Genomic DNA, 23,087 nt, shown 5'->3' with positions numbered 1-23,087 from the left:
CGACGGCCGGCGGCCGGCGCGGCCGCCCGAAGCTTGCGAGTCGCCCCTGCGCCGAGCCCGCGAGGGCGGCGGCCGCGAACCGCGACGAAGACGAAGGCCGCGTAGCCGACGGGTTCGCGCGCGCACGGCTGTATACGACGGAGGGCCGCACCCCCGGTGGGGGTGCGGCCCTTCGTCATGGCGTCACGGGTGCTCGACGCCCTCCGCAAGCTTCTGGCCCCGCAGCAGGAACCACGCGGCGACCGCCGTCGCCAGCAGGACGACCGCGCCGACGCCCGCCGCGATGCGCAGGCCCTCGACGAAGGCGTCCTGCGCGGCCGTGACCAGCGCGGTGGCCGTGGCGTCCGGCAGGCCGGCGGACGCCTCCACCGCACCGCCCAGCGACTGGTGCGCGGCCACGGCGGTACCGGCGGGCACGCCGTCCGGTGTGGCGAAGTCGCTGTAGACGCCGGTCACGACGGAGCCGAGGAGCGCGATGCCGAGCGCCGCGCCGAGTTCGTACGCCGTCTCGGACACCGCCGAGGCCGCGCCCGCCTGCTCCCGGGGGACGCTGGAGAGGATGACGTCGGCGGTGACGGTGAACGCGAAGCCCGCGCCCACGCCGACGACCAGCAGCGACGCGCCGAGCATGGGGTAGCCGGTGGACCGGTCGAGCAGCGTCAGCGCGGCGAGGGCCAGGCCCACGCCGGCGAGGCCGCCGGAGACGACGGACCGCACCGTGAAGCGACGGGCGACGGTGCCCGCGATCAGACCCGCCGTCACGGCGCCGATCGCGGCGGGCAGTTCGGCGAGGCCCGCCTCCAGCGGCTGGCGGCCCTGCACCAGTTGCAGGAACTGGGAGAGGAAGAACACCAGTCCGGACAGGCCCAGGATGGTCAGCAGGTCGGCGAGGACGGCCCCGGAGAAGCCCCGGTGGTGGAAGAGCCGCATGTCCAGCACGGGAGCCTCCAGCCGGAGCTGGCGCCGTACGAACCAGGTGAGGGCACCCACGCCGATCACGGCGGCGACGGCCATGTCGAGGCGCAGGCCGTGCGCGGCAGCCTCCTTGACGGCGTAGACGACACCGATCATGCCGACGAGCGAGAGCGCGACGCTGAGCAGGTCCCAGGGGCCGGGCGCCGGGTTCTTCGACTCGGGGATGAACTTGATGCCGACGACCACCAGCACCACCATGACGGGCAGGTTGATCAGGAAGACCGAGCCCCACCAGAAGTGCTCCAGCAGGAACCCGCCGACGACCGGCCCGACGGCCGCGCCGGCCGAGGCCATGGCGCCCCAGACGCCGATGGCGAGGCTGCGCTCGCGCGGGTCGTGGAAGAGGTTGCGGATGAGCGCCAGCGTGGACGGCATGAGGGTCGCGCCGGCGACACCGAGCAGCGCGCGGGCGACGATCATCAGCTCGGGGGTGGTGGCGTACGCGTTGAGCACGGACACCGCGCCGAAGGCGGCGGCACCGGTCAGCAGGAGCTTCTTGCGGCCGATGCGGTCGCCGAGGCTGCCCATGGAGACGAGGAGACCGGCGATGACGAAGGAGTACACGTCGCCGATCCACAGCAGCTGGGTGCCGGTGGGGCGCAGGTCCTCGCTGAGGAAGGGGGTGGCCAGGCCGAGGACGGTGGCGTCGACCGCGACGAGCAGCACGGCCAGGACGAGTACGGCGAGTGCCAGCCACCGCCCGGGGCGGCGTACAACCTCCGATCCCTTGGTGAGCTGTTCTGTACGGGTCATCTCTCCACGCTCCTGCGTGCTCCGCCGAGCAGCAACTCGGCGATCATGTACTGGAAGTCCTTGGCGGCGACCCGCCCGTCCTGCACGGCCCAGGCGCCGGTGCCGATGAGGCCGTAGAGCGCCTCGGTGAGCCAGGCGGGTGTGAGGTCGATCCGGAAATCGCCCTCCTCCTGACCGCGCCGGAACAGCGCGGCCACGCGGGCGTCGAGGCGGGCCCAGCCCTCGTTCATCTGGTCGCCCTCGAAGAGCTGGTTCTCGGTGACGAGGAACGCGAGCAGTCCGGCGACGGGCTCCACTCCGGCGATGAGCCGGCGCAGCGCCGCCTCGGCGGGGCCGTCGTCGAGCCGGGCGGCGTCGATGGCCGCCTCGAACTCCTGGATGCCGAGCGCCTCCAGCGCCCTCACCAGCGCATCCCGCCCGGCGAAGTGCCGGTGGAGAGTGGCCCGGCCGATGCCTGCGGCGCGGGCGACCTCGTCCATGGTGGCGGTCGCCTTGCGGGAGAGGAGGGCGGCGGCGGTGCGCAGCACCTGCTCACGATCGACTGTCATGAGACAACCATAACCCACATGAGACAGCAATGTCTCATTCGAAATTCGATCGACTCACGAGGAGGAGGACAGGATGCTGAGGCGCATGAAGCCACTGCTGCTGATCGACGTGGACGGTCCGCTCAATCCGTACGCCGCCCAGGCCCAGCGCAGACCGGAGGGGTACACCACCCACCGCATGCGACCGACGGGCTGGACGGAGGGGAAGCCGCTGCGGGTGTGGCTCGATCCGGAGCACGGGAAGGAGCTGCTCGCCCTCGCGGAGGACTACGAGCTCGTCTGGGCCACGACGTGGAAGGGCGAGGCGAACGACTGGATAGGACCGCACCTGGGCCTGCCCGAGCTGCCGTACATCGACTGGCCCCAGATGCACGGAAAGGCCCCTCGCGGGACCTTCTGGAAGACGCAGTACATCCTCGAGTACGCGGCGGGGCGGCCGTTCGCCTGGGTGGACGACGACATCACGGCGTACGACCGGGAGTACGTGGAGCGGGAACACCTCGCCGCCGCCCTGTTGCTGCACGTCGATCCCCGTATCGGACTGATACGGCCGGACTTCGACGCGCTCGCGGAGTGGGCGGCGGCGAGGTGAGGTCGCGAGGACCGGTGAGGCCTAGTGCTTCGCGGTGGCCCAGGCGCGCTGGATCACCAGGTCGGCCTTGACCTCGGAGAGCTGGGTGGCGACGGCCGAGGGGGCCGTGCCGCCGCGGCCGTCGCGGGAGGCGAGGGCGCCGCGGACGTTGAGGACCGTGCGGACCTCGGGGGTGAGGTGCTCGGAGATCTTGGCGAACTGCTCGTCGGTGAGCTGGTGCAGCTCGATGCCGTGCGCCTCGCACTCCTTGACGCACTCGCCCGCGACCTCGTGCGCCACGCGAAACGGCACGCCCCGCTTGACCAGCCACTCGGCGATGTCCGTCGCGAGGGAGAAGCCGGCCGGGGCCAGCTCCTCCATGCGCTCCCGGTTGACGGTGAGCGTGGCCATCATGCCGGTGAAGGCGGGGAGCAGGACCTCCAACTGGTCGCAGGAGTCGAAGACCGGCTCCTTGTCCTCCTGGAGGTCGCGGTTGTAGGCGAGGGGCAGGGCCTTGAGGGTGGCCATGAGCCCGGTCAGGTTGCCGATCAGGCGGCCGGACTTGCCGCGCGCCAGCTCCGCGATGTCCGGGTTCTTCTTCTGCGGCATGATCGACGAGCCGGTGGAGAAGGCGTCGTGCAGCGTCACGAAGGAGAACTCCTTCGTGTTCCAGATGATGATCTCCTCGGCGATCCGGGAAAGGTTCACCCCGATCATCGCGGTGATGAAGGCGAACTCGGCGACGAAGTCGCGCGAGGCCGTGCCGTCGATGGAGTTGCCCGCGCTGCCGTTCTCGAAGCCCAGGTCCTTGGCGACCGCCTCCGGGTCGAGCCCGAGGGACGAGCCGGCGAGGGCGCCGGAGCCGTACGGGGAGACCGCCGTCCGCTTGTCCCACTGGCGCAGCCGCTCGGCGTCCCGCGACAGGGACTGCACGTGCGCGAGGACGTGGTGCGCGAAGAGCACCGGCTGGGCGTGCTGGAGGTGCGTACGGCCCGGCATGGCGACGTCCGGGTGGGCCTCCGCGAGGCCGACGAGGGCGTCCTGGAGGTCGGCGAGCAGGCCGCCGATGATCCGGGCGTGATCGCGGAGGTACATCCGGAAGAGCGTGGCGACCTGGTCGTTGCGGGACCGGCCGGCCCGCAGCTTGCCGCCGAGGTCCGGGCCGAGCCGCTCCAGCAGACCGCGCTCCAGCGCGGTGTGGACGTCCTCGTCGGCGATGGTGCCCACGAAGGAGCCGCTCGCGACGTCCGCCTCCAGCTGGTCGAGGCCCGCCAGCATGCGCGTCAGCTCGTCCGCCGTGAGCAGCCCCGCCTTGTGGAGCACGCGCGCGTGGGCGCGGGAGCCGGCGATGTCGTACGGCGCGAGGCGCCAGTCGAAGTGCACGGACGCCGACAGCTTGGCCAGGGCCTCGGCGGGGCCGTCGGCGAAACGGCCACCCCAGAGCCGGACGTCACCGGTGTTGCTGCTCACTTGCTCAAGCTCCTCAAGGCTGTGGGTCAAGCTGTGGAAGTACGACGCCTCCCCCTCCGGGCGCGGACGGGGAGGCGGCTGTCGAACGAGTCGGCGTCAGGCCAGGTCACGCCGGGCGGCGATCTTCGCGGACAGGGCGAAGATGTCGATGAAGCCCTGGGCCTTCGACTGGTCGAAGGTGTCGCCGGTGTCGTACGTGGCGAGGTTGAAGTCGTACAGCGCCTGCTCGGACTTCCGGCCGGTGACGACGGCGCGGCCGCCGTGCAGGGTCATCCGGATGTCGCCGGAGACGTGCTGGTTGGCCTCGTTGATGAAGCCGTCCAGGGCGCGCTTGAGCGGCGAGAACCACAGGCCGTCGTAGACGAGCTCGCCCCAGCGCTGCTCGACCTGCCGCTTGTAGCGGGCCAGCTCGCGCTCGACGGTGACGTTCTCCAGCTCCTGGTGGGCGGTGATCAGGGCGATCGCGCCGGGAGCCTCGTAGACCTCGCGGGACTTGATGCCGACGAGGCGGTCCTCGACCATGTCGATCCGGCCGATGCCCTGGGCGCCGGCGCGCTCGTTGAGCTGCTGGATGGCCTGGAGGACGCTGACGGGCTTGCCGTCGATGGCGACCGGGACGCCCTCCTTGAAGGTGATGACGACCTCGTCGGCCTCGCGCGGGGTGGCGGGGTTCGACGTGTACTCGTAGATGTCCTCGATCGGCGCGTTCCAGATGTCCTCGAGGAAGCCGGTCTCGATGGCGCGGCCGAAGACGTTCTGGTCGATGGAGTACGGGGACTTCTTGGTGGTGGCGATCGGCAGCTCCGCCTTCTCGGCGAAGGCGATGGCCTTGTCCCGGGTCATCGCGTAGTCGCGGACCGGGGCGATGCACTTCAGGTCGGGGCCCAGGGCCTGGATGCCGGCCTCGAAGCGGACCTGGTCGTTGCCCTTGCCGGTGCAGCCGTGCGCGACGATGCCGGCGTTGTGCTTCTTGGCGGCGGCGACCAGGTGCTTGACGATCGCGGGCCGGGAGAGCGCCGAGACCAGCGGGTAGCGGTCCATGTACAGCGCGTTGGCCTTGATCGCCGGGAGGCAGTACTCGTCGGCGAACTCGTCCTTGGCGTCCGCGACCTCGGCCTCGACCGCACCGCAGGCGAGCGCGCGCTTGCGGATGACGTCCAGGTCCTCGCCGCCCTGGCCGACGTCCACGGCGACGGCGATGACCTCGGCACCCGTCTCCTCGGCGATCCAGCCGATGGCGACGGAGGTGTCCAGTCCGCCCGAATAGGCGAGTACGACGCGCTCGGTCACGGGTTTCTCCTTACAGTGCATGCGGTGATGGGTATAAGTATGCAGGGGTCCGTATGGTTCGTCAATCCGGGCTCGCGGGCGTGACGCGGGCCACACGGTGCGCAGGCGGGAGCGGGGCCGGTGAGGCGGGTGTCCCGCGAGTGCGCCCTGCTGGTCATCGCACCGGTACTCCACCATCCGGGCGGCGGACGTCATCGTCGTCCTGGAGGGCGGCCGGGCCGTCGCCACCGGCAGGCACGACCAACTGCCGTCCGCGAGCGGCCATTATCGTTTCCTGTCCCGGGCGCAACGGGTGGGACGATAATGCGCTCATGGGACAACGCTACGCACGCATCGAAGGCCGGATACGCGACTTCATCGAGCAGCAGCCGGTGTTCTTCACGGCCACCGCCCCGCTGACGGGCGACGGCCACGTCAGTCTCTCCCCCAAGGGCCGCAAGGGCAGCCTCGTCGTCATCGACGAACTGACCCTCGCCTACCTCGACTTCGGCGGCAGCGGCGCCGAGACCATCGCCCACGTGCGCGAGGAGGGCAACGGCCGCATCACGCTGATGTGGTGTGCGTTCAGCGGTCCCCCGAAGGTGCTGCGGGTGCACGGCAAGGGCGAGGCGGTGTTCCGGGACGACCCGCGCTGGGCCGAGTTCATCCCGTACTTCAAGGACGTCGACGGCCCCTCGGCCCGCGCGATCATCCTCGTCCACGCCCAGCGCATCAGCGACGCGTGCGGCTTCGCCGTGCCGTTCATGGACTACCGCGAGGAGCGCACGCAGCACGCCGAGCACTTCGGCCGCAAGACGGACGAGGAGTTCGCGGCGTACTGCGAGAAGAAGGAACACGTCGGTGTGAGCCTGGACGGCCTGCCGGCCCTGCCCTTGCCGCTGCCGCCGCGCACGGACACGGTCTGAGAACCGGCGTCGGCTCGTGCCGGGTGACGGCCGCGGAGCCGTCGCCCGGCACGAGCCGGCGCTCAGCGCTCCTTCTGCGCCAGCCGCAGCAGGTGGTCCGCCAGAGCCTGGCCGCCCGACGGGTCGCGGGAGATGAGGAGCAGGGTGTCATCGCCCGCGATGGTGCCGAGGACCGCGTGGAGTTCGGCCTGGTCGATCGCGGAGGCGAGGAACTGGGCCGCGCCCGGTGGGGTGCGCAGGACCACCAGGTTGGCGGAGGCCTCGGCGGAGATCAGCAGTTCGCCGGAGAGGCGCCGCATGCGCTCCTCCTTGGCGGACTCGCCGAGGGGGGCCTGCGGGGTGCGGAAGCCGCCCTCGCTGGGGACCGCGTAGATCAGTTCGCCGCCCGTGTTGCGGATCTTGACCGCGCCGAGCTCGTCGAGGTCGCGGGAGAGCGTCGCCTGGGTGACGCTCAGCCCGTCGTCCGCGAGGAGCTTCGCCAGTTGGCTCTGGGAGCGCACCGGCTGCCGGTTGAGGATGTCCACGATCCGGCGGTGGCGCGCGGTGCGCGTCTGAGGAACGGACGGCCCGCCGTTCTCGTTGTCCTGGGCCTCGCTCATCGTCGTCTCATTCTCCGGATCGTCCGTCCCCGTTGCCTGCTGCGTCGAGGGCGCCGGGCAGGGCCCGGAGGAAGGCGTCCACCACGTCGTCGCCGATGGTCAGCGGGGGCATGAGCCGTACGACATCGGGGGCGGGCGCGTTCACCAGGAGGCCGGCGTCCTGAGCCGCCTGCTGCACCTGCGGCGCGAGGGGCTCGGTGAGCACGATACCCAGCAGGAGGCCGGCGCCGCGGACGTGGGAGACCAGCGGGTGGCCCAGGGCCTCGATTCCGTCGCGCAGCTTCTCGCCGACGCGCTTGACCTGGTCGAGGGCTCCGTCGGCCGCGAGGGTGTCGAGGACGGCGAGTCCTGCGGCGCAGGCGACGGGGTTGCCGCCGAAGGTGGTGCCGTGGTGGCCGGGCTTCAGCAGGTCGGCCGCCGGGCCGAAGGCGACGGTCGCGCCGAGGGGCAGGCCGCCGCCGAGGCCCTTGGCGAGGGTGACGAGGTCGGGCTCGACGCCGTGCGCCTGGTGCTCGAACCAGTGGCCGCACCGGCCGATGCCGGTCTGCACCTCGTCGAGGACGAGGAGCGTGCCGGTGGCGCGGGTGATCTCGCGGGCCGCCTTCAGGTAGCCGGCGGGCGGGACGGCGACGCCGATCTCGCCCTGGATGGGCTCGATGATGACGAACGCCGTCTCCTCGGTGACCGCCGCGCGCAGCGCGTCGACGTCGCCGTACGGTACGTGCGTCACGTCGCCGGGCAGCGGCAGGAACGGCTGCTGCTTGCCGGCCTGGCCGGTGAGGGCGAGCGAGCCCATGGTGCGGCCGTGGAACCCGCCGGTGGTGGCGACCATGTGGGTGCGCCCGGTCAGCCGGCCGATCTTGAAGGCGGCTTCGTTGGCCTCGGCGCCGGAGTTGCAGAAGAAGACCCGGCCCGGCCGGCCGAAGAGCTGGAGCAGCCGCTCGGCGAGCGCGACGGGCGGCTCGGCGACGAAGAGGTTGGAGACGTGGCCGAGGGTGGCTACTTGCGTGGAGACGGCCTCGACGATCGCGGGGTGGGCGTGGCCGAGGGCGTTGACGGCGATGCCGCCGACGAAGTCGAGGTACTCGGTGCCGTCGGCGTCCCAGACCTTCGCGCCCTGACCGCGTACGAGGGACAGCTTCGGCGTGCCGTAGTTGTCCATCAGCGCGGCCTGCCAGCGCTGCCGCAGTGCGTCGGTGCTCATTGCTCCCCCTGTCCGTCCGGCACGACCATCGTGCCGATGCCCTCGTCGGTGAAGATCTCCAGGAGGATGGAGTGCTGCACGCGGCCGTCGATGACGCGCGCGGTCGTCACGCCGTTGCGTACGGCGTGGAGGCAGCCCTCCATCTTGGGGACCATGCCGCTGGAGAGCTCGGGCAGCAACTTCTCCAGTTCGGTGGCGGTGAGCCGGCTGATGACCTCGTCGGAGTGGGGCCAGTCCTCGTACAGGCCCTCGACATCGGTCAGGACCATCAGCGTCTCGGCGCCCAGCGCCGCAGCGAGTGCCGCAGCCGCCGTATCAGCATTGACGTTGTAGACATGTCCGTCGTCCTGGGAACGGGCGATCGACGAGACGACCGGGATGCGGCCGTCGGCGAGCAGGGCCTCGATGGCGCCGGTGTCGATGCCGGTGATCTCACCGACCCGGCCGATGTCGACGAGCTCGCCGTCGATGCGCGGCTGGTGCTTGGTGGCGGTGATGGTGTGGGCGTCCTCGCCGGTCAGGCCGACGGCGAGCGGGCCGTGCTGGTTGAGCAGCCCGACGAGCTCGCGCTGGACCTGCCCGGCCAGGACCATCCGTACGACGTCCATCGCGTCCTCGGTGGTGACCCTCAGGCCCGCCTTGAACTCGCTGACGATGCCGTGGCGGTCGAGCGCCGCGCTGATCTGCGGGCCGCCGCCGTGCACCACGACCGGCTTGAGGCCGGCGTGGTGCAGGAAGACGACGTCCTGGGCGAAGGCGGCTTTCAGGTCCTCGTCGATCATGGCGTTGCCGCCGAACTTGATGACGACGGTCTTGCCGCGGTGGCGGGTCAGCCAGGGCAGCGCCTCGATGAGGATCTGGGCCTTGGGCAGGGCGGTGTGCTTGCGTGTCGTGCTCATGAGCTGTACGCGCTGTTCTCGTGGACGTAGTCGGCGGTGAGGTCGTTGGTCCAGATGACCGCCGACGCGGAGCCGGCCGCGAGGTCGGCGGTGATCGTCACTTCCCGGTAGCGCATGTCGACGAGGTCGCGGTCCTCGCCGACGGAGCCGTTCTTGCAGACCCAGACGCCGTTGATGGCGACGTTGAGCCGGTCCGGCTCGAAGGCGGCCTCGGTGGTGCCGATGGCGGACAGGACGCGGCCCCAGTTGGGGTCCTCGCCGTGGATCGCGCACTTGAGGAGGTTGTTGCGGGCGATGGAGCGGCCCACCTCGACGGCGTCCTCCTCGGAGGCGGCGTTGACCACCTCGACGCGGATGTCCTTGGACGCGCCCTCGGCGTCGCCGATGAGCTGCCGGCCGAGGTCGTCGCAGACCGTGCGGACGGCCTCGGCGAACTCCTCGTACGCGGGCGTGGTGCCGGAGGCGCCGGAGGCGAGGAGCAGCACGGTGTCGTTGGTGGACATGCAGCCGTCGGAGTCGACCCGGTCGAAGGTGACGCGGGTGGCGTCGCGCAGCGCCTTGTCGAGCGTCGCGGCGTCGACGTCGGCGTCGGTGGTGAGGACGACGAGCATGGTGGCGAGGCCGGGGGCGAGCATGCCCGCGCCCTTGGCCATGCCGCCGACGGTCCAGCCGTCCTTGCCGGTGGCGACGGACGTCTTGTGGACGGTGTCGGTGGTCTTGATGGCGATGGCGGCCTTCTCGCCGCCGTGCTCGCTGAGCGCCTCGGCGGCCTTCTCCACGCCGGGGAGCAGCTTGTCCATGGGGAGGAGTACGCCGATGAGGCCGGTCGACGCGACGGCGACCTCGCCCGCGCCGATGCCGAGGACGTCGGCGGCCTTCTCGGCGGTGGCGTGGGCGTCCTGGAAGCCCTGCGGGCCGGTGCAGGCGTTGGCGCCGCCGGAGTTGAGGACGACGGCGGTCAGCTCGCCGGTCTTCAGGACCTGCTCGGACCACAGGACGGGCGCGGCCTTGACGCGGTTGGAGGTGAAGACGCCCGCGGCGGCGCGGCGCGGCCCGGTGTTGACCACGAGGGCCAGGTCCGGGTTGCCGTTCTCCTTGATCCCGGCGGCGATGCCGGCCGCCGTGAATCCCTTGGCTGCCGTGACGCTCACGGTGCGACTCCGATCGTCGAAAGACCCGTGTCCTCGGGGAACCCGAGGGCGATGTTCATGCTCTGCACCGCGCCGCCGGCGGTGCCCTTGGTGAGGTTGTCGATGGCGCTGATCGCGATGACGCGGCCGGCCGTCTCGTCGTACGCGACCTGGACCTGGACGGCGTTGGAGCCGTAGACGGAGGCGGTCGCGGGCCACTGCCCCTCGGGCAGGAGGTGGACGAACGGCTCGTCGGCGTACGCCTTCTCGTACGCGGCGCGTACGTCCTCGGCCGTGGTGCCCGGCTTGGCCTTGGCGCTGCAGGTGGCGAGGATGCCGCGGGCCATGGGGGCGAGGGTCGGGGTGAAGGAGACGGTGACCTTCTCGCCCGCCACGGCGCCGAGGTTCTGCATCATCTCGGGCGTGTGGCGGTGGCCGCCTCCGACGCCGTACGGGGACATGGAGCCCATGACCTCGGAGCCGAGCAGGTGCGGCTTGAGCGCCTTGCCCGCGCCGGAGGTGCCGGTGGCGGCGACGATCACGGCGTCCGGCTCGACGAGGCCGCTGCCGTACGCCGGGAAGAGCGCGAGCGATACGGCCGTGGGGTAGCAGCCGGGCACCGCGATGCGCTTGGCCCCCTCCAGCGCGGCGCGGGCGCCCGGCAGCTCGGGGAGGCCGTAGGGCCAGGTCCCGGCGTGCGGGGAGCCGTAGAACCTCTCCCAGTCGGCGGCGTCGCGCAGCCGGAAGTCGGCGCCCATGTCGACGACGAGGACGTCGTCGCCGAGTTGCTCGGCGACGGCGGCGGACTGGCCGTGCGGCAGGGCCAGGAAGACGACGTCGTGCCCGGCGAGGACCTCGGCGGTGGTCGGCTCCAGCACCCGGTCGGCGAGCGGCAGCAGGTGCGGCTGGAGCCCGCCGAAGCGCTGGCCGGCGTTGGAGTTGCCGGTCAGGGCGCCGATCTCGACGCGGGGGTGGGCGAGGAGCAGCCGGAGGAGCTCTCCCCCCGCGTATCCGCTCGCGCCCGCCACTGCTGCTCGTACTGCCATCGGTCCTCCTCGGTGATGGCATGACTATACGCAGCCCTGCAGCTTTATGCAAAGAGTTCAGTCGCGCGACGGTCGCCGCCAGGAGACCGAGCGGCCGGGTTGGCTACCACCGTCGTCGAATGAAGCGCACCCGCTCGACCGCGGGGCCCCGAGCGGGAACGCGCATCAGGGAGCGACCGGGCGCTCGAAGAAGGTCTCGAGCACCACGGTGGCCTGCGTGCCGCTGACGCCGTCGATCGCGTAGATGCGGCGCAGCACGTCCTGGAGCTGCTCGGTCGTCGAGGTCCTGACCTTGACGAGGACGGACGCGCTGCCCGCGATGACGTGGGCTTCCTGGATCTCCGGGATGGCGGAGAACCGGTTGCCGGAGTCACCCACCCATCGCGTCGAGTCCACCATGACGAAGGCGAGCACGCCCCGGCCGATCGCCATGGGGTCGACCTCCACGGCCGTCCGCCGGATGACACCCCGCTCCCGCAGTTTGCGTACGCGTTCATGGGTCGCCCCCGCCGACAGCCCGACGGCCCGGCCCAGTGCCGCGTACGACTGTGTGGCGTCCTGCTGGAGGAGGGCGAGCAGGTGCCGGTCCACGCCGTCCATCGAATCTCCTTCGGGTAAGTCCTTGATCCAACGAATGTGGTTCTGCATAGTAAGCCTTTGTTCGACTTACATTCGCCGAGGGTGAGGATGCCGCATGTCCAGTGAGCGACCGCCGTTGTACGAGGTCCTCGATGACCGGTTCCGCACGGGCAGGTGCAACGCGGGCGACTCGCGGCTGGAGAAGCTGTACGAGGGCAGCCGCTGGGCCGAGGGGCCGGTGTACGTCCCGGCCGGCCGGTACCTGGTGTGGAGCGACATCCCCAACGACCGGCTCCTCCGCTGGGACGAAACCACCGGCACGGTCGGCGTCTTCCGCTCACCCGCCGGTCACCCCAACGGCAACACGCTGGACGCCGAGGGCCGGCTCATCACCTGCGAACAGGGCAACCGCCGGGTCACCCGCACCGAACACGACGGTTCGGTCACCGTGATCGCCGACCGCTACCAGGGCAAGCGCCTGAACAGCCCGAACGACGCGGCGGTGAAGTCCGACGGCTCCATCTGGTTCTCCGACCCCGACTTCGGGATCACCAGCGACTACGAGGGGCATCGCGCCGAGAGCGAGATCGGCGCCTGCAACGTCTACCGCGTGGATCCCCGCAGCGGTGAGGTGCGGCTGGTCGCGGACGGTCTCCGCGGCCCGAACGGGCTCGTCTTCTCCCTCGACGAACGCCGCTTGTACGTCTCGGACAGCCGGGCCAACCACATCCGCGTCTTCGACGTCCACGAGGACGGCACCCTCACCGGCGGTGACGTCTTCGCCGAGTGCAAGAACGGCAACTTCGACAACATCCGCTTCGACGACGACGGCCGGCTCTGGGCCGCCGCCATGGACGGCGGCGTCCACTGCTACGACCCGGACGGCACGCTCCTCGGCCGCCTCCTGGTCCCCGATCCCGTCGCGAACATCCGCTTCGGAGGCGCGAAGCGCAACCGCCTGTTCATCGCCGCCGACACCGCGCTGTACTCCGTCGTCATGGGTGTCACCGGCCCGCCACCCCTGCCGGCGGCGCGCGGGGACCACGCCCGGCGCAGTGGCTGAGGCCGGCGCCGCGCGTCCGTGACGGCGCCCGCCGCCGGGCCCCGCCCGGCTTCCGGGCCGAGGAGCACGCCACGGGCTCCCCGGCGCGGCCGGGCCGTCAGGCGGCCCTCGTCACCACGCGCATCCCGCCCTCCGCGAGGACGTCGAGCACCAGGGCGACGAGGTCATACCGCTCGCCCTCCGGCGCCAGGGCGCGGGTACCGTCCCTGCCCGGCATGATCGCCGTCCACCTGCACCGGGGGTGCATGCCCCGACCAGGTGGAACCCGGGAAACCCTTTTCCGGCGGAAGCGTTCAGCCGCCGGCGCCGACGTACGCCGCGAGGTGCTCGCCGGTGAGGGTGGAGCGGGCGGTGACGAGGTCGGCGGGGGTGCCCTCGAAGACGATCCGGCCGCCGTCGTGGCCGGCGCCGGGGCCGAGGTCGATGATCCAGTCGGCGTGCGCCATGACCGCCTGGTGGTGCTCGATGACGATGACCGACTTGCCGGAGTCGACCAGCCGGTCCAGCAGGCCGAGCAGCTGCTCGACGTCGGCGAGGTGGAGGCCGGTGGTCGGCTCGTCGAGGACGTACACACCGCCCTTCTCCGCCATGTGCGTGGCGAGCTTCAGCCGCTGCCGCTCGCCGCCGGAGAGCGTGGTGAGCGGCTGGCCGAGGGTGAGGTAGCCGAGCCCGACGTCGGCGAGCCGCGTCAGGATCCTGTGGGCCGCCGGGGTGCGCGCCTCGCCGGTGGCGAAGAACTCCTCGGCCTCGGTCACCGACATCGCGAGCACCTCGCTGATGTCGCGCCCGCCGAGGTGGTGGTCGAGGACGGACGCCTGGAACCGCTTGCCCTCGCACTCCTCGCAGGGGGTGGCGACACCGGCCATCATCGCCAGGTCGGTGTAGATGACGCCGGCGCCGTTGCAGGTGGGGCAGGCACCCTCGCTGTTGGCGCTGAAGAGCGCGGGCTTGACCCCGTTGGCCTTGGCGAAGGCCTTGCGGATCGGCTCGAGCAGCCCGGTGTACGTCGCGGGGTTGCTGCGCCGCGAGCCGCGGATCGGGGTCTGGTCGATGGACACCACACCCTCGGATGCGGGGATCGACCCGTGGATGAGCGAGCTCTTGCCGGAACCGGCCACGCCGGTGACCACGCACAGCACCCCAAGCGGGACGTCGACGTCGACGTCCCGGAGGTTGTTCGCCGTCGCGCCGCGGATCTCCAGCGTGCCGGTGGGCTTGCGCACCGCCTCCCTGAGCGCGGCCCGGTCGTCGAGGTGGCGGCCGGTGACGGTGTCGGCGGCCCGCAGTCCCTCGACGGTGCCCTCGAAGCAGACCGTGCCGCCCGCCGTACCGGCGCCGGGGCCGAGGTCGACGACGTGGTCGGCGATGGCGATCACCTCGGGCTTGTGCTCCACGACGAGGACGGTGTTGCCCTTGTCGCGCAGCCGCAGCAGCAGGTCGTTCATCCGCTGGATGTCGTGGGGGTGCAGGCCGGCGGTCGGCTCGTCGAAGACGTACGTGACGTCGGTGAGCGAGGAGCCGAGGTGGCGGATCATCTTGACGCGCTGCGCCTCGCCGCCCGACAGCGTGCCCGACGGCCGGTCGAGCGAGAGGTAGCCGAGCCCGATCTCCACGAAGGAGTCCAGGGTCTGCCGCAGCGAGGCGAGCAGCGGCGCCGCCGAGGGCTCGTCGAGGTCGCGGACCCAGGCGGCGAGGTCGCTGATCTGCATCGCGCAGGCGTCGGCGATGCTGATGCCCCGGATCTTGGACGAGCGGGCCGCCTCGGTGAGCCGGGTGCCGTCGCACTCGGGGCAGGTGGCGAAGGTGACCGCCCGGTCCACGAACGCCCGGATGTGCGGCTGGAGCGCCTCCCGGTCCTTGGACAGCATCGACTTCCGGAGCTTCGGGATCAGCCCCTCGTAGGTGAGGTTGATGCCCTCGACCTTGATCTTGGTCGGCTCCTTGTGGAGGAGGGCGTACAGCTCCTTCTCGGTGAAGTCGCGGATCGGCTTGTCGGGATCGAAGAAGCCGCAGCCGGTGTAGATGCGGCCGTACCAGCCGTCCACGCTGTAACCGGGGACGGTGAGCGCGCCCTCATTGAGCGACTTGCTGTCGTCGTACAGCTGCGACAGGTCGACGTCGGAGACCCTGCCCATGCCCTCGCAGCGCGGGCACATACCACCGGTGATCTTGAAGTCGCGCCGCTCCTTCACGGTCTTCCCGCCGCGTTCCAGGGTGACCGCGCCGGCGCCGCTGATGGAGGCGACGTTGAAGGAGAAGGCCTGCGGCGAGCCGATGTGCGGGTGGCCGAGCCGGCTGAAGAGGATGCGCAGCATGGCGTGGGCGTCGGTGACGGTGCCCACCGTGGAGCGGGGGTTGGCGCCCATCCGCTGCTGGTCGACGATGATCGCGGTCGTCAGGCCCTCGAGTACGTCGACGTCGGGGCGGGCCAGCGTCGGCATGAAGCCCTGCACGAAGGCGCTGTACGTTTCGTTGATCAGCCGCTGGGACTCCGCGGCGACGGTGTCGAACACGAGTGAGCTCTTGCCCGAACCGGAGACCCCGGTGAACACCGTCAGCCGGCGCTTCGGGATCTCCAGGCTGACGTCCTTGAGGTTGTTCACCCGCGCGCCGTGCACGCGGATCAGATCGTGGCTGTCGGCGGTGTGCGGCACGGGCGACTGCGGGTCCGTCGTCGTGGCCATGCTCATCGTCTCTCCATCTGTGGGGCGGCGGGGCGGAGGGGCCGGCGATCTTTCGGCGTCGGGGAAGTATGCCCCGCGCCGGGGAGCGCGGTCACTGTGGGCCGCGCTCCCCGGCGAGTGGTCTTCGGGCGACCGAGTCGCTTGCCCGGCACCGGAGTTGGAGCGCTCCGGCGGCGGGGCGGCGGGCCCGGCCGAAGCCGGTCGTTACCGCTTGCGGGGCTGGTTGAAGCGGAGCATGTTGCCGGCCGGGTCGCGAAAGGCGCAGTCGCGGACGCCGTACGGCTGGTCGATCGGCTCCTGCAAGACCTCGCCCCCGGCGGCCCGGATGCGTTCGAAGGTGGCGTCGCAGTCGTCGGTGGTGAAGATGACGCCGCGCAGCAGGCCCTTGGCCAGCAGTTCGGCCATCGCCTGCCGGTCGGCGGGCGAGGCGTTGGGGTCGGCGAGCGGCGGTTCGAGGACGATCTCCACGCCCGGCTGCGTGGGCGAGCCGACGGTCACCCAGCGCATCCCCTCGAACGCGACGTCGTTGCGCACCTCGAGGCCGAGGACGTCGCGGTAGAAGGCGAGCGCCTTGTCATGGTCGTCGACGGCGATGAAGCACTGTGAGAGTTTGATGTCCATGCGGTCGACGCTACGAGGCGGCGGCCGCTCCCGCTTCTCCGATCCTGACCGGTTCTCCTCCGGCCCCGGCCGGTCGTACTTCGGCCCCGGCCGGTGCGCGGTCCCGGGACGGCCGGGTGAGGACCTTGGCGACGCAGGCCGGGATCGCGGCACCGGCCTCGTGGGAGCGGGCCCGGTAGGCGCTGGGGCTCTCGCCGACGAGCTCGGTGAAGCGCGAGCTGAACGACCCGAGCGAGGTACACCCCACCGCGAAGCAGACCTCGGTCACGCTCATGTCGCCCCGCCGCAGCAGCGCCTTCGCCCGCTCGATACGTCGGGTCATCAGGTAGCTGTAGGGCGTCTCCCCGAAGGCGGCGCGGAAGCTGCGGGAGAAGTGCCCCGCCGACATGAGGGCGACCTTGGCCAGCGCGGGCACGTCCAACGGCTGCGCGTAGTCGCGGTCCATCACGTCGCGCGCGCGCCGCAGCCGTACCAAGTCCTCCAGGGTCGCCATACGCACCAGGATGGCACGCGGCCGAGGGGGCTGCGTGGTCGGAACGTCGTGGACCCCCTTGACGAGTGGGCACGCGCCCCCTACAAGTGGGCGTATGCCCACTTCGCCCGAGCGAGGCCGTCCGTCCGGACAGGGGCCTCACCAACACCGGCACGTGGCCGAGGCGTTCGGCACGGACGCCGAGCGCTACGATCGCGCCCGGCCCCGCTATCCCCAGGCCCTCGTCGAGCGGATCGTCGCCGCCTGCCCGGGCCCGCGCGTCCTCGACGTCGGGTGCGGCACCGGCATCGCCGCCCGCCAGTTCCGGGCGGCCGGCTGCCGGGCCCTCGGGGTCGAGCCCGACCCGCGCATGGCCGACCGGGCGCGGCGGCTCGGGACCGAGGTGGAGGTGGCGACGTTCGAAGTCTGGGACCCGGCCGGCCGGAAGTTCGACGCGGTCGTCGCCGGCCAGGCGTGGCACTGGATCGACCCCGTCGCGGGAGCGGCCAAGGCCGCGCGCGTACTGCGCCCCGGCGGACTGCTGGCGCCGTTCTGGAACGCGTTCCGGTTGCCGCCCGACCTGGCGGAAGCCGTCTCCGAGGTCTGCCGACGGGCGCTGCCCGACGCGCCGTTCGACCACCACGCGATGGCGCAGGGCTCCCTGGACGCGTACGAGGCGGTCTTCGCCAAGGCCGCCGACGGGATACGCGAGGCGGGTGGCTTCAGCGAGCCGGAGCAGTGGCGCTTCGACTGGGAGTGGTCCTACACGCGGGACGCGTGGCTGGACCAGATGCCCACCCTGGGTGCCTTCACCCGGCTCCCGCCCGACAAGCTGGCGGAGGTGCTGGAGGGTGTCGGGGCCGCCGTCGACGCGCGGGGCGGCGGTTTCACGATGCGGTACGTCACGGTGGCGGTCACCGCGGTCCTCGACGGCGGAGCCGGAGCCGGGGGCGGCCCCGAAAGCGGGCCCGGAAGCGAGAGCGGAACCGGAGCCAGGGACGGGGGCTGGGACTGATGCCGACAGGCGTGGCCATCCGCGACCCGCGCGAGCAGCTCTTCGACGCCGCGGAGCGGGTCCTGCTCCGGGCCGGACCGAACGCGCTGACCAGCCGGGCGGTCACCACGGAGGCCGGGTGCGCCAAGGGCGTCCTGCACCGGCACTTCGCCGACTTCGACGCCTTCCTCGCCGAGCTCGTACGGGACCGGGTCCAGCGCATCGACGACCAGGCCGCCGCCCTGCGGGCCGCCGCCGGGACCGGCACCGTCACGGGCAACGTCACCGCCGCGCTGATGGAGCTCTTCCGGTCGGTCGCCGTGGCGATCGTCGCCCTCGTCATCTCCCGGGACGAGCTGCGCGCCCGCCTGCGCCGGGGCCGGCCGGCCGGCGTCCCGGCCCTGGCCGAAGCGGCCGCGATGATCGCCTCGTACCTGTCCGCCGAGCGAGAACTGGGCCGCGTCGACGCCCACGCGGACGTCGACACCCTCGCTCCCACCCTCATCGGCGCCGTGCACCTGCTGTTCGCCGACCGGGAAGGCGTTCCACCGGAGGCAGAGGCCGTCGGCAGGGTCGTGGACGCGGTCCTCGCCGGCGTCGTACGTCGGTGATCCGAACCAGGTCTTCCAGGGCCGCCGTACGCTCCCGAGCGGCACGCGGCCGGGCGCCGGGCGCCGGGGGCCGGGGGCCGGGGGCAAGCCGTGGGCAGAGGGCCTTCGGGGACAATGGGCCGATGCCGGGGCAGAGGAAGAGGAAGAACCGGGAGCAGGCCGCGAGCCGGCGGGCCGCCGTCCGCACTGCTCCCGGGGCGGGCCGCTGGGAAGTGGTGTTCGAGACGCAGGACGAGTCGGAGTGGCGCGCGTACCTGCGCCGTCCGCGTACGTCGGCGGAGCAGCCCGACGGGGCGATGACCCGGATCGACACGCTCTGCGGGCGGCTGACGCAGCCGACCACCTACCGGCTGAGCCGCTTCGTGCCGGACGCGGCGCCGTAGGAGCCCCTGCCGCCGGTCGCGCGGCCTGCCGCTCAGTACCCGGCCGGGCGCACCAGGCCCGTCTCGTACGCGAAGACCGCCGCCTGGGTCCGGTCGCGCAGGCCCAGTTTGACGAGGATTCGGCCGACGTGGGTCTTCACGGTCTGCTCCGCGACGACCAGCCGCTCGGCGATCTCCGCGTTGGACAGGCCCTGCGCGATCAGCGACAGGACCTCGGTCTCGCGTTCCGTCAGATCGCCGGCGCGGCCCTGGCGCGGGGTGCGGGCGGTACGGGCGCTGCGGGTCACCCGGGCGAACTCGGCGATGAGCCGCTTGGTGATGGTGGGCGCGAGCAGTGCCTGGCCGTCGGCCACGACCCGGACCGCCTGGGCGAGTTCCTCGGCGGAGGCGTCCTTGAGGAGGAAGCCGGAGGCGCCGGCGCGCAGCGCCTCGTACACGTACTCGTCGAGGTCGAAGGTGGTCAGGACCAGGACGCGGGCGGTGGCGCCGGGCGCCGCGGTGATGCGGTGCGTGGCCTCGATGCCGCCGAGGCCGGGCATGCGGATGTCCATCAGGACGACGTCGGGGGCGAGTTCGGCGACCTTGGCGACGGCGTCGAGGCCGTCCACGGCCTGGCCGACGACCTCGATGCCCGGCTCGGCGTCGAGCAGCACGGTGAAGCCCTGGCGGACCATCATCTGGTCGTCGGCGATCAGGACGCGGATGGGGGCGGTCATGCGGAGTCCTCACAGGGGTGGGTGCGGTGCGTCGGCAGGACCGCGGTCACCTCGTAACCGCCGTCCGGGGTGGGCCCGGTGGCGAGGTCGCCGCCGAGCATCGCGGTGCGCTCGCGCATGCCGAGCAGACCGTGTCCGGCGCCCGGCGAGGGCGCGGCCGGGCGGGCCGGCGGAGTGTTGGTGACGCGGATGGTGAGCGCGGCGGGGTGGTATCCCGTCTCCACGCGCACCTCCGCACCGGGCGCGTGCCGCATCGTGTTGCTGAGCGCCTCCTGCACGATCCGGAACGCCGACAGCTCGACACCCGGCGGCAGCGGGCGCCGTTCCCCGGTGGTGTGGGCGGTGACGGTGACACCGGCGCCGCGCACGCCCGCGAGGAGCTCGTCCAGCTGGGCGAGCGTCGGCTGCGGGGCGTGGCGTCCGCCCTCGGTGGCGGCCTCCTCGGAGCGCAGGACGCCGAGGACGCGGCGGAGTTCGGTGAGGGCCTCGACGGCGCTCTGGCGGATGCCGGCGAGGTTCTCGCGCAGCGCGTCGGGCGGGTCGGCGACGAGGTGCCGGGCGACCTGCGCCTGGATGGAGATGACCGACATGTGGTGGGCGACCACGTCGTGCAGCTCGCGCGCGATCCGGTGGCGCTCCTCCAGCAGCGTGCGCCGGGCGCGTTCCTCGGCGGTGAGCTCCTCCTGGACGCTCAGTTCGGTACGGGCGACCTGGCGGCCGCGCAGGGCCGCGCCGAGCACCGTCGCCCCCACCAGGACCGGAACGGCCAGAAGGACGCTCCCGAGGCTGTACCCGGAGCCCACGGCGTCCAGCATCAGCACGATCCCCGCCAGCACGGTGATGACCAGTGCCATCGCCGCGGCGCGCAGCCGGACCCGCAGGGCGAGCAGGAACAGCAGGCCCGCCTGCACGCCGAGTCCACCGGATGTCCACGGGTACGGCACCCCCGCATGGGGCAGGAGCGCGCCCGGTGCCCAGGGGTGCGGGTCGACGGCGCCGTCGGCAAGGGGCTGCGCGGCCATGGCCATGACGAGCGTCGCCGCCCACCAGGCCGGAACCGGGAAGTACAGCCCGGCGACGAGCGCCGCCGCCTGGACGCAGGCGAACAACACGCCCAGCCCGCTGCCCAGCCCGTAGTCGGAGCCGTATTCCTCCGCGCCCACGACGACCAGCATCGCGGCGATCAGGACCAGCGGGACCAGGAGAGCGGGCCGCCAGTCGAGCCAGCGCGGCGCCCGGACTCCCGGCAGCCGTTCCGGATCCACCGTCAACAGGTCCTCACACAGAGCGCGTACGACCGCACGCGAACCCCGCACCCACCGCTCCCCCACCGTCCCCCTGGTCATATGGGTCACCCTAGGCACGCCGCGCCTCCCTGTCGCGTACGGGCCTGCTCGCGCGTACGACGCGGCCGGCACCGCCCCGCGTCCGGCGCTGCTCGTACGTACGGAACGCCGCCCAGCACACGAGGAGCGCCACCGCGAACAACGGCAGCCAGGCGAGCCGGGCCGCGATCCAGCCGGTGCCGTCCGGGACGGTGTGCAGCCCCGGCAGGGGCCCGTCCGCGAGCAGGCCGAGCGCGGTGACGGCCATCATCGCCGTCTGGTGCCAGAGGAAGACCGTCATAGCGGAGAGGTTCACCAGCGCCACGGCCGCCCACGCCCCGGGCCGCCTCAGCACCCGCCGCAGCGGGCCGATGAGCAGCAGCGCCGCGCCGCACTGGGCGACGCCGAAGGTGACGGCGGCGAGCGTCGGCGGGTTGAGGTTGGAGACGGCGGCACCGGGCACGCCCACCATGGACGCCGGGTAACCGGCGACCAGGACGAGGCCGGCGGTGGCGGCGGAGCCGACGGCGACCAGCGCCCATCCCGTCGTACGCCCCGGCAGGCCGTCCCGCGCCCACAGCGCGCCCAGGCAGTACGGCACGAGCCAGCCGGCCGCCACGTTGACCCAGCCGAGCACGTCCGGGCCGCCGAGGCCGAAGCGCACCAGGTCGACGTGGAGCACGACGGCGAGCGGCCACAGCGGGTGCAGCCGCGCCACGAGCGGGGTCACCGCCGTCAGCGCCGCGAAGACGAGCAGGAACCACAGCGGCGACAGCACCAGCTTGAGCAGGGTGTGGACGGCCCCGGCGCCCGCCCCGGCGGCGAGCATCGCGCCCGCCGCCACGGCCCACACCGCCGCCACGGCGGCCACCGGCCGGGACAGCCGCACCAGGCGCGCGCCCAGCCAGCGGCGGTACCCCGTGCCGTCGGCGCGGGCCGCCGCGCGACTCCGTGCGGCCACGTAACCGCCCGCCAGGAAGAAGACGGCGAGGGTCTGCAGCAGCCAGGAGACGGGGGCGAGGTGGGGCAGGTACGACAGCGGGCTGGTGGCGCGGACCGTGCCGCTGTCGGCGACCAGGGCCGTCACCAGCCAGTGCCCGAGGACCACGCCGAGGATGGCGAGGGCGCGCAGGCCGTCGACGGCGCGGTCACGGCCGGGCGGGGTGGCGGCGTCGATCCGCCGGACGAGTTCACGCATCGGGAACCTCCCCGGAGACGATGCGGGCGATGTTGCGCAGGGGTACGGAGCCGGGCCCGAGGTAGTCGCTGTGGCCGCCCGGGCCCGCGTCGAAGGGGCGGGCGCCGAACTCCGGCGACACCGGATCGGTCCCGAACCCGACGGTGGCGAGGAGCGGGATCCGGAACCGTACGTGCGGGACGTCGGCGATCCAGTCGGCGGCGCCCCGCCCCGCCCAGACGGTGGCCGTGGTGCCCAGCTGCCGGGCGGTGCCGGTGCGGCCCGTGCCCGGGCTGCCGTACAGGACGATGTCGGCGAGGGGCAGGCCCGGGGCGGCATCGGCGCAGACGACGGAGCCGTAGGAGTGGCAGAGCAGGGAGATCCGGGCGGCGGGCTTGGCGCGGGCCAACTCCCTGACGAAGGCCGCCAGTCGCGGCCCGGCGTCGCCGGCGCGGCCATCCGTCAGGGCCTCGGGGCCCAGGGTGCGCGGCGTCTCGTAGCCGAGCCAGGCGACGACGGCCGCCCGGTCGCCCAGCTCACGCTGGAGCGCCACGGCGCCGGCGTGGAAGCGGCCGTACGTGTCGAGACCGGTGTCGGCGCCGGGTACGAGGACCGCGACGCGGTCGGCGCGCGCCAGGTCCCCGACGACCTCGGCGGTCCGGCCGCCGTCGCGGCCGTCGAAGTGGAGGAAGCGGCGTTCCGGGTGTGCCATCGCGCGCAGCGAGGCCGCGCGTCGGCGGTCGCCGTGGTCGGCGGCCATGCGCGCGGCCGCGCGGAGGGAGTCCCGGTTGACGGCGTAGCGCGCGTCGAGCGGCCCGGGCGCGGCCGTGGCGGGCGTGAGCGGTGCGAGGCGGGCCGGGGCGGGAGCAGGTACGGCGGAGGGGCGGGCGGCGGCCGACACCGGCAGGGCGACCGAGGTGGTGAGGAGCGCGGCGAGCAGGCCGCGGCGCAGGCGGGACGCCATGAGCGGTCCTTCCGTACCGGAGGGGGTGGGGGCGGGCTTCCGGTCCGGACGTTAGGGACCGGGCCGGGTGATCCGCGTCCCGCCGGGGAGGGCATCCGGGCCCTGGCT

At 72.6% G+C, this 23,087-nt stretch carries 23 protein-coding genes; 6 read left to right on the top strand and 17 right to left on the bottom strand.

Annotated elements, in window-relative coordinates; all coding sequences use genetic code 11:
- Nucleotides 1-183: 183 nt before the first annotated feature.
- Nucleotides 184-1,728 (bottom strand): MFS transporter, encoded by a 1,545-nt coding sequence (locus AB0A69_RS18425; protein ID WP_361422403.1) that lies wholly within the window; start codon nt 1,726-1,728, stop codon nt 184-186.
- Nucleotides 1,725-2,276: a helix-turn-helix domain-containing protein gene (locus AB0A69_RS18420; RefSeq protein ID WP_361422400.1), complete on the bottom strand. Its 552-nt coding sequence runs from the start codon at nt 2,274-2,276 to the stop codon at nt 1,725-1,727. Before AB0A69_RS18420 ends, AB0A69_RS18425 begins: the two co-directional genes overlap by 4 nt.
- A gap of 85 nt (nt 2,277-2,361) precedes the next feature.
- On the opposite strand from AB0A69_RS18420, the gene AB0A69_RS18415 reads away from it, so the two are divergent.
- Complete coding sequence (locus tag AB0A69_RS18415; protein WP_361422397.1) at nt 2,362-2,868, top strand: HAD domain-containing protein; 507 nt, start codon at nt 2,362-2,364, stop codon at nt 2,866-2,868.
- A 21-nt stretch (nt 2,869-2,889) separates the two neighbouring features.
- Here AB0A69_RS18415 and argH read toward each other — a convergent pair whose 3' ends face one another.
- Together argH and AB0A69_RS18405 are read right to left on the bottom strand one after the other, a co-directional pair.
- Nucleotides 2,890-4,317 carry an argininosuccinate lyase gene (gene argH / locus AB0A69_RS18410; RefSeq protein WP_361422394.1) on the bottom strand — a complete coding sequence of 476 codons (1,428 nt, stop codon included), beginning with the start codon at nt 4,315-4,317 and terminating at the stop codon, nt 2,890-2,892.
- A gap of 96 nt (nt 4,318-4,413) precedes the next feature.
- On the bottom strand, nt 4,414-5,607 hold the full coding sequence (locus AB0A69_RS18405) for an argininosuccinate synthase (protein ID WP_361422391.1): 1,194 nt from the start codon (nt 5,605-5,607) through the stop codon (nt 4,414-4,416).
- A gap of 311 nt (nt 5,608-5,918) precedes the next feature.
- On the opposite strand from AB0A69_RS18405, the gene AB0A69_RS18400 reads away from it, so the two are divergent.
- Nucleotides 5,919-6,512, top strand: coding sequence for a pyridoxamine 5'-phosphate oxidase family protein (locus AB0A69_RS18400; RefSeq protein WP_361422388.1), 594 nt, complete (start codon nt 5,919-5,921; stop codon nt 6,510-6,512).
- 62 nt (nt 6,513-6,574) lie between these two features.
- Here the strand turns inward: AB0A69_RS18400 and AB0A69_RS18395 are convergent, their stop codons facing one another.
- The 6 genes from AB0A69_RS18395 to AB0A69_RS18370 form a co-directional block, all read right to left on the bottom strand.
- A complete protein-coding gene (locus tag AB0A69_RS18395) occupies nt 6,575-7,111 on the bottom strand; it encodes an arginine repressor (RefSeq protein WP_361422385.1) in 537 nt (178 codons plus the stop codon).
- A gap of 7 nt (nt 7,112-7,118) precedes the next feature.
- Nucleotides 7,119-8,315 (bottom strand): acetylornithine transaminase, encoded by a 1,197-nt coding sequence (locus tag AB0A69_RS18390; RefSeq protein ID WP_361422382.1) that lies wholly within the window; start codon nt 8,313-8,315, stop codon nt 7,119-7,121.
- Nucleotides 8,312-9,214: an acetylglutamate kinase gene (gene argB / locus AB0A69_RS18385; protein ID WP_361422379.1), complete on the bottom strand. Its 903-nt coding sequence runs from the start codon at nt 9,212-9,214 to the stop codon at nt 8,312-8,314. The genes AB0A69_RS18390 and argB overlap by 4 nt, the downstream gene beginning before the upstream one ends.
- Nucleotides 9,211-10,365, bottom strand: coding sequence for a bifunctional glutamate N-acetyltransferase/amino-acid acetyltransferase ArgJ (argJ, locus tag AB0A69_RS18380; protein WP_361422376.1), 1,155 nt, complete (start codon nt 10,363-10,365; stop codon nt 9,211-9,213). Before argJ ends, argB begins: the two co-directional genes overlap by 4 nt.
- Nucleotides 10,362-11,390, bottom strand: coding sequence for an N-acetyl-gamma-glutamyl-phosphate reductase (gene argC / locus AB0A69_RS18375; RefSeq protein ID WP_361422373.1), 1,029 nt, complete (start codon nt 11,388-11,390; stop codon nt 10,362-10,364). The genes argJ and argC overlap by 4 nt, the downstream gene beginning before the upstream one ends.
- A 165-nt stretch (nt 11,391-11,555) precedes the next feature.
- Nucleotides 11,556-11,990, bottom strand: a complete 435-nt coding sequence (locus AB0A69_RS18370; RefSeq protein ID WP_361422370.1) for an Lrp/AsnC family transcriptional regulator — start codon at nt 11,988-11,990, stop codon at nt 11,556-11,558.
- Between the two features lie 94 nt (nt 11,991-12,084).
- Here AB0A69_RS18370 and AB0A69_RS18365 point away from each other — a divergent pair, with 94 nt between their 5' ends.
- The gene (locus AB0A69_RS18365; protein WP_361422367.1) at nt 12,085-13,032 is read left to right on the top strand and encodes an SMP-30/gluconolactonase/LRE family protein; all 948 of its coding nucleotides are present in this window, start codon (nt 12,085-12,087) and stop codon (nt 13,030-13,032) included.
- A gap of 293 nt (nt 13,033-13,325) precedes the next feature.
- Here AB0A69_RS18365 and AB0A69_RS18360 read toward each other — a convergent pair whose 3' ends face one another.
- From AB0A69_RS18360 to AB0A69_RS18350, 3 genes are all read right to left on the bottom strand, one after another.
- Nucleotides 13,326-15,722 (bottom strand): excinuclease ABC subunit UvrA, encoded by a 2,397-nt coding sequence (locus tag AB0A69_RS18360; RefSeq protein WP_361422364.1) that lies wholly within the window; start codon nt 15,720-15,722, stop codon nt 13,326-13,328.
- Nucleotides 15,723-15,920: 198 nt separating this feature from the next.
- Nucleotides 15,921-16,337, bottom strand: coding sequence for a VOC family protein (locus tag AB0A69_RS18355; protein WP_361422361.1), 417 nt, complete (start codon nt 16,335-16,337; stop codon nt 15,921-15,923).
- A 10-nt stretch (nt 16,338-16,347) separates the two neighbouring features.
- Nucleotides 16,348-16,830 (bottom strand): helix-turn-helix transcriptional regulator, encoded by a 483-nt coding sequence (locus AB0A69_RS18350; RefSeq protein WP_361422358.1) that lies wholly within the window; start codon nt 16,828-16,830, stop codon nt 16,348-16,350.
- 94 nt (nt 16,831-16,924) lie between these two features.
- Between AB0A69_RS18350 and AB0A69_RS18345 the strand changes: the two genes are divergently transcribed.
- The 3 genes from AB0A69_RS18345 (at nt 16,925) to AB0A69_RS18335 (ending at nt 18,797) form a co-directional block, all read left to right on the top strand.
- Nucleotides 16,925-17,824 (top strand): class I SAM-dependent methyltransferase, encoded by a 900-nt coding sequence (locus AB0A69_RS18345; protein WP_361422355.1) that lies wholly within the window; start codon nt 16,925-16,927, stop codon nt 17,822-17,824.
- Nucleotides 17,824-18,414 carry a TetR/AcrR family transcriptional regulator gene (locus AB0A69_RS18340; RefSeq protein ID WP_361422352.1) on the top strand — a complete coding sequence of 197 codons (591 nt, stop codon included), beginning with the start codon at nt 17,824-17,826 and terminating at the stop codon, nt 18,412-18,414. Before AB0A69_RS18345 ends, AB0A69_RS18340 begins: the two co-directional genes overlap by 1 nt.
- 122 nt (nt 18,415-18,536) lie before the next feature.
- Nucleotides 18,537-18,797: a hypothetical protein gene (locus tag AB0A69_RS18335; protein ID WP_361422349.1), complete on the top strand. Its 261-nt coding sequence runs from the start codon at nt 18,537-18,539 to the stop codon at nt 18,795-18,797.
- Between the two features lie 32 nt (nt 18,798-18,829).
- On the opposite strand, the gene AB0A69_RS18330 is transcribed toward AB0A69_RS18335, so the two are convergent.
- The 4 genes from AB0A69_RS18330 to AB0A69_RS18315 are packed head-to-tail and all read right to left on the bottom strand — an operon-like array spanning nt 18,830 to nt 22,979.
- Nucleotides 18,830-19,513, bottom strand: coding sequence for a response regulator transcription factor (locus tag AB0A69_RS18330; protein ID WP_361422346.1), 684 nt, complete (start codon nt 19,511-19,513; stop codon nt 18,830-18,832).
- Nucleotides 19,510-20,859, bottom strand: a complete 1,350-nt coding sequence (locus tag AB0A69_RS18325) for a sensor histidine kinase (RefSeq protein WP_361422343.1) — start codon at nt 20,857-20,859, stop codon at nt 19,510-19,512. Before AB0A69_RS18325 ends, AB0A69_RS18330 begins: the two co-directional genes overlap by 4 nt.
- Nucleotides 20,860-20,869: 10 nt before the next feature.
- Nucleotides 20,870-22,036: an acyltransferase gene (locus AB0A69_RS18320; RefSeq protein ID WP_361422340.1), complete on the bottom strand. Its 1,167-nt coding sequence runs from the start codon at nt 22,034-22,036 to the stop codon at nt 20,870-20,872.
- Entirely contained in the window at nt 22,029-22,979 is a 951-nt protein-coding gene (locus tag AB0A69_RS18315) for an alpha/beta hydrolase (RefSeq protein ID WP_361422337.1), read from the bottom strand. Before AB0A69_RS18315 ends, AB0A69_RS18320 begins: the two co-directional genes overlap by 8 nt.
- Between the last annotated feature and the right edge of the window lie 108 nt (nt 22,980-23,087).

Source organism: Streptomyces sp. NPDC045431, from assembly GCF_040646655.1.
Classification (GTDB): Bacteria; Actinomycetota; Actinomycetes; order Streptomycetales; family Streptomycetaceae; genus Streptomyces.
Note: the sequence above shows the minus strand (reverse complement) of the source record. Positions and strands in the feature narration are given on the sequence as shown.

Bases quoted from the DNA above. Each gene is read 5' to 3' on its own strand.
- AB0A69_RS18425 (WP_361422403.1), bottom strand. From the start codon at position 1,728: ATGACCCGTACAGAACAGCTCACCAAGGGATCGGAGGTTGTACGCCGC.
- AB0A69_RS18420 (WP_361422400.1), bottom strand. From the start codon at position 2,276: ATGACAGTCGATCGTGAGCAGGTGCTGCGCACCGCCGCCGCCCTCCTC.
- AB0A69_RS18415 (WP_361422397.1), top strand. From the start codon at position 2,362: ATGAAGCCACTGCTGCTGATCGACGTGGACGGTCCGCTCAATCCGTAC.
- AB0A69_RS18400 (WP_361422388.1), top strand. From the start codon at position 5,919: ATGGGACAACGCTACGCACGCATCGAAGGCCGGATACGCGACTTCATC.
- AB0A69_RS18395 (WP_361422385.1), bottom strand. From the start codon at position 7,111: ATGAGCGAGGCCCAGGACAACGAGAACGGCGGGCCGTCCGTTCCTCAG.
- AB0A69_RS18390 (WP_361422382.1), bottom strand. From the start codon at position 8,315: ATGAGCACCGACGCACTGCGGCAGCGCTGGCAGGCCGCGCTGATGGAC.
- argB (WP_361422379.1), bottom strand. From the start codon at position 9,214: ATGAGCACGACACGCAAGCACACCGCCCTGCCCAAGGCCCAGATCCTC.
- argC (WP_361422373.1), bottom strand. From the start codon at position 11,390: ATGGCAGTACGAGCAGCAGTGGCGGGCGCGAGCGGATACGCGGGGGGA.
- AB0A69_RS18370 (WP_361422370.1), bottom strand. From the start codon at position 11,990: ATGGACGGCGTGGACCGGCACCTGCTCGCCCTCCTCCAGCAGGACGCC.
- AB0A69_RS18365 (WP_361422367.1), top strand. From the start codon at position 12,085: ATGTCCAGTGAGCGACCGCCGTTGTACGAGGTCCTCGATGACCGGTTC.
- AB0A69_RS18360 (WP_361422364.1), bottom strand. From the start codon at position 15,722: ATGAGCATGGCCACGACGACGGACCCGCAGTCGCCCGTGCCGCACACC.
- AB0A69_RS18355 (WP_361422361.1), bottom strand. From the start codon at position 16,337: ATGGACATCAAACTCTCACAGTGCTTCATCGCCGTCGACGACCATGAC.
- AB0A69_RS18350 (WP_361422358.1), bottom strand. From the start codon at position 16,830: ATGGCGACCCTGGAGGACTTGGTACGGCTGCGGCGCGCGCGCGACGTG.
- AB0A69_RS18345 (WP_361422355.1), top strand. From the start codon at position 16,925: ATGCCCACTTCGCCCGAGCGAGGCCGTCCGTCCGGACAGGGGCCTCAC.
- AB0A69_RS18340 (WP_361422352.1), top strand. From the start codon at position 17,824: ATGCCGACAGGCGTGGCCATCCGCGACCCGCGCGAGCAGCTCTTCGAC.
- AB0A69_RS18335 (WP_361422349.1), top strand. From the start codon at position 18,537: ATGCCGGGGCAGAGGAAGAGGAAGAACCGGGAGCAGGCCGCGAGCCGG.
- AB0A69_RS18330 (WP_361422346.1), bottom strand. From the start codon at position 19,513: ATGACCGCCCCCATCCGCGTCCTGATCGCCGACGACCAGATGATGGTC.
- AB0A69_RS18325 (WP_361422343.1), bottom strand. From the start codon at position 20,859: ATGACCAGGGGGACGGTGGGGGAGCGGTGGGTGCGGGGTTCGCGTGCG.
- AB0A69_RS18320 (WP_361422340.1), bottom strand. From the start codon at position 22,036: ATGCGTGAACTCGTCCGGCGGATCGACGCCGCCACCCCGCCCGGCCGT.
- AB0A69_RS18315 (WP_361422337.1), bottom strand. From the start codon at position 22,979: ATGGCGTCCCGCCTGCGCCGCGGCCTGCTCGCCGCGCTCCTCACCACC.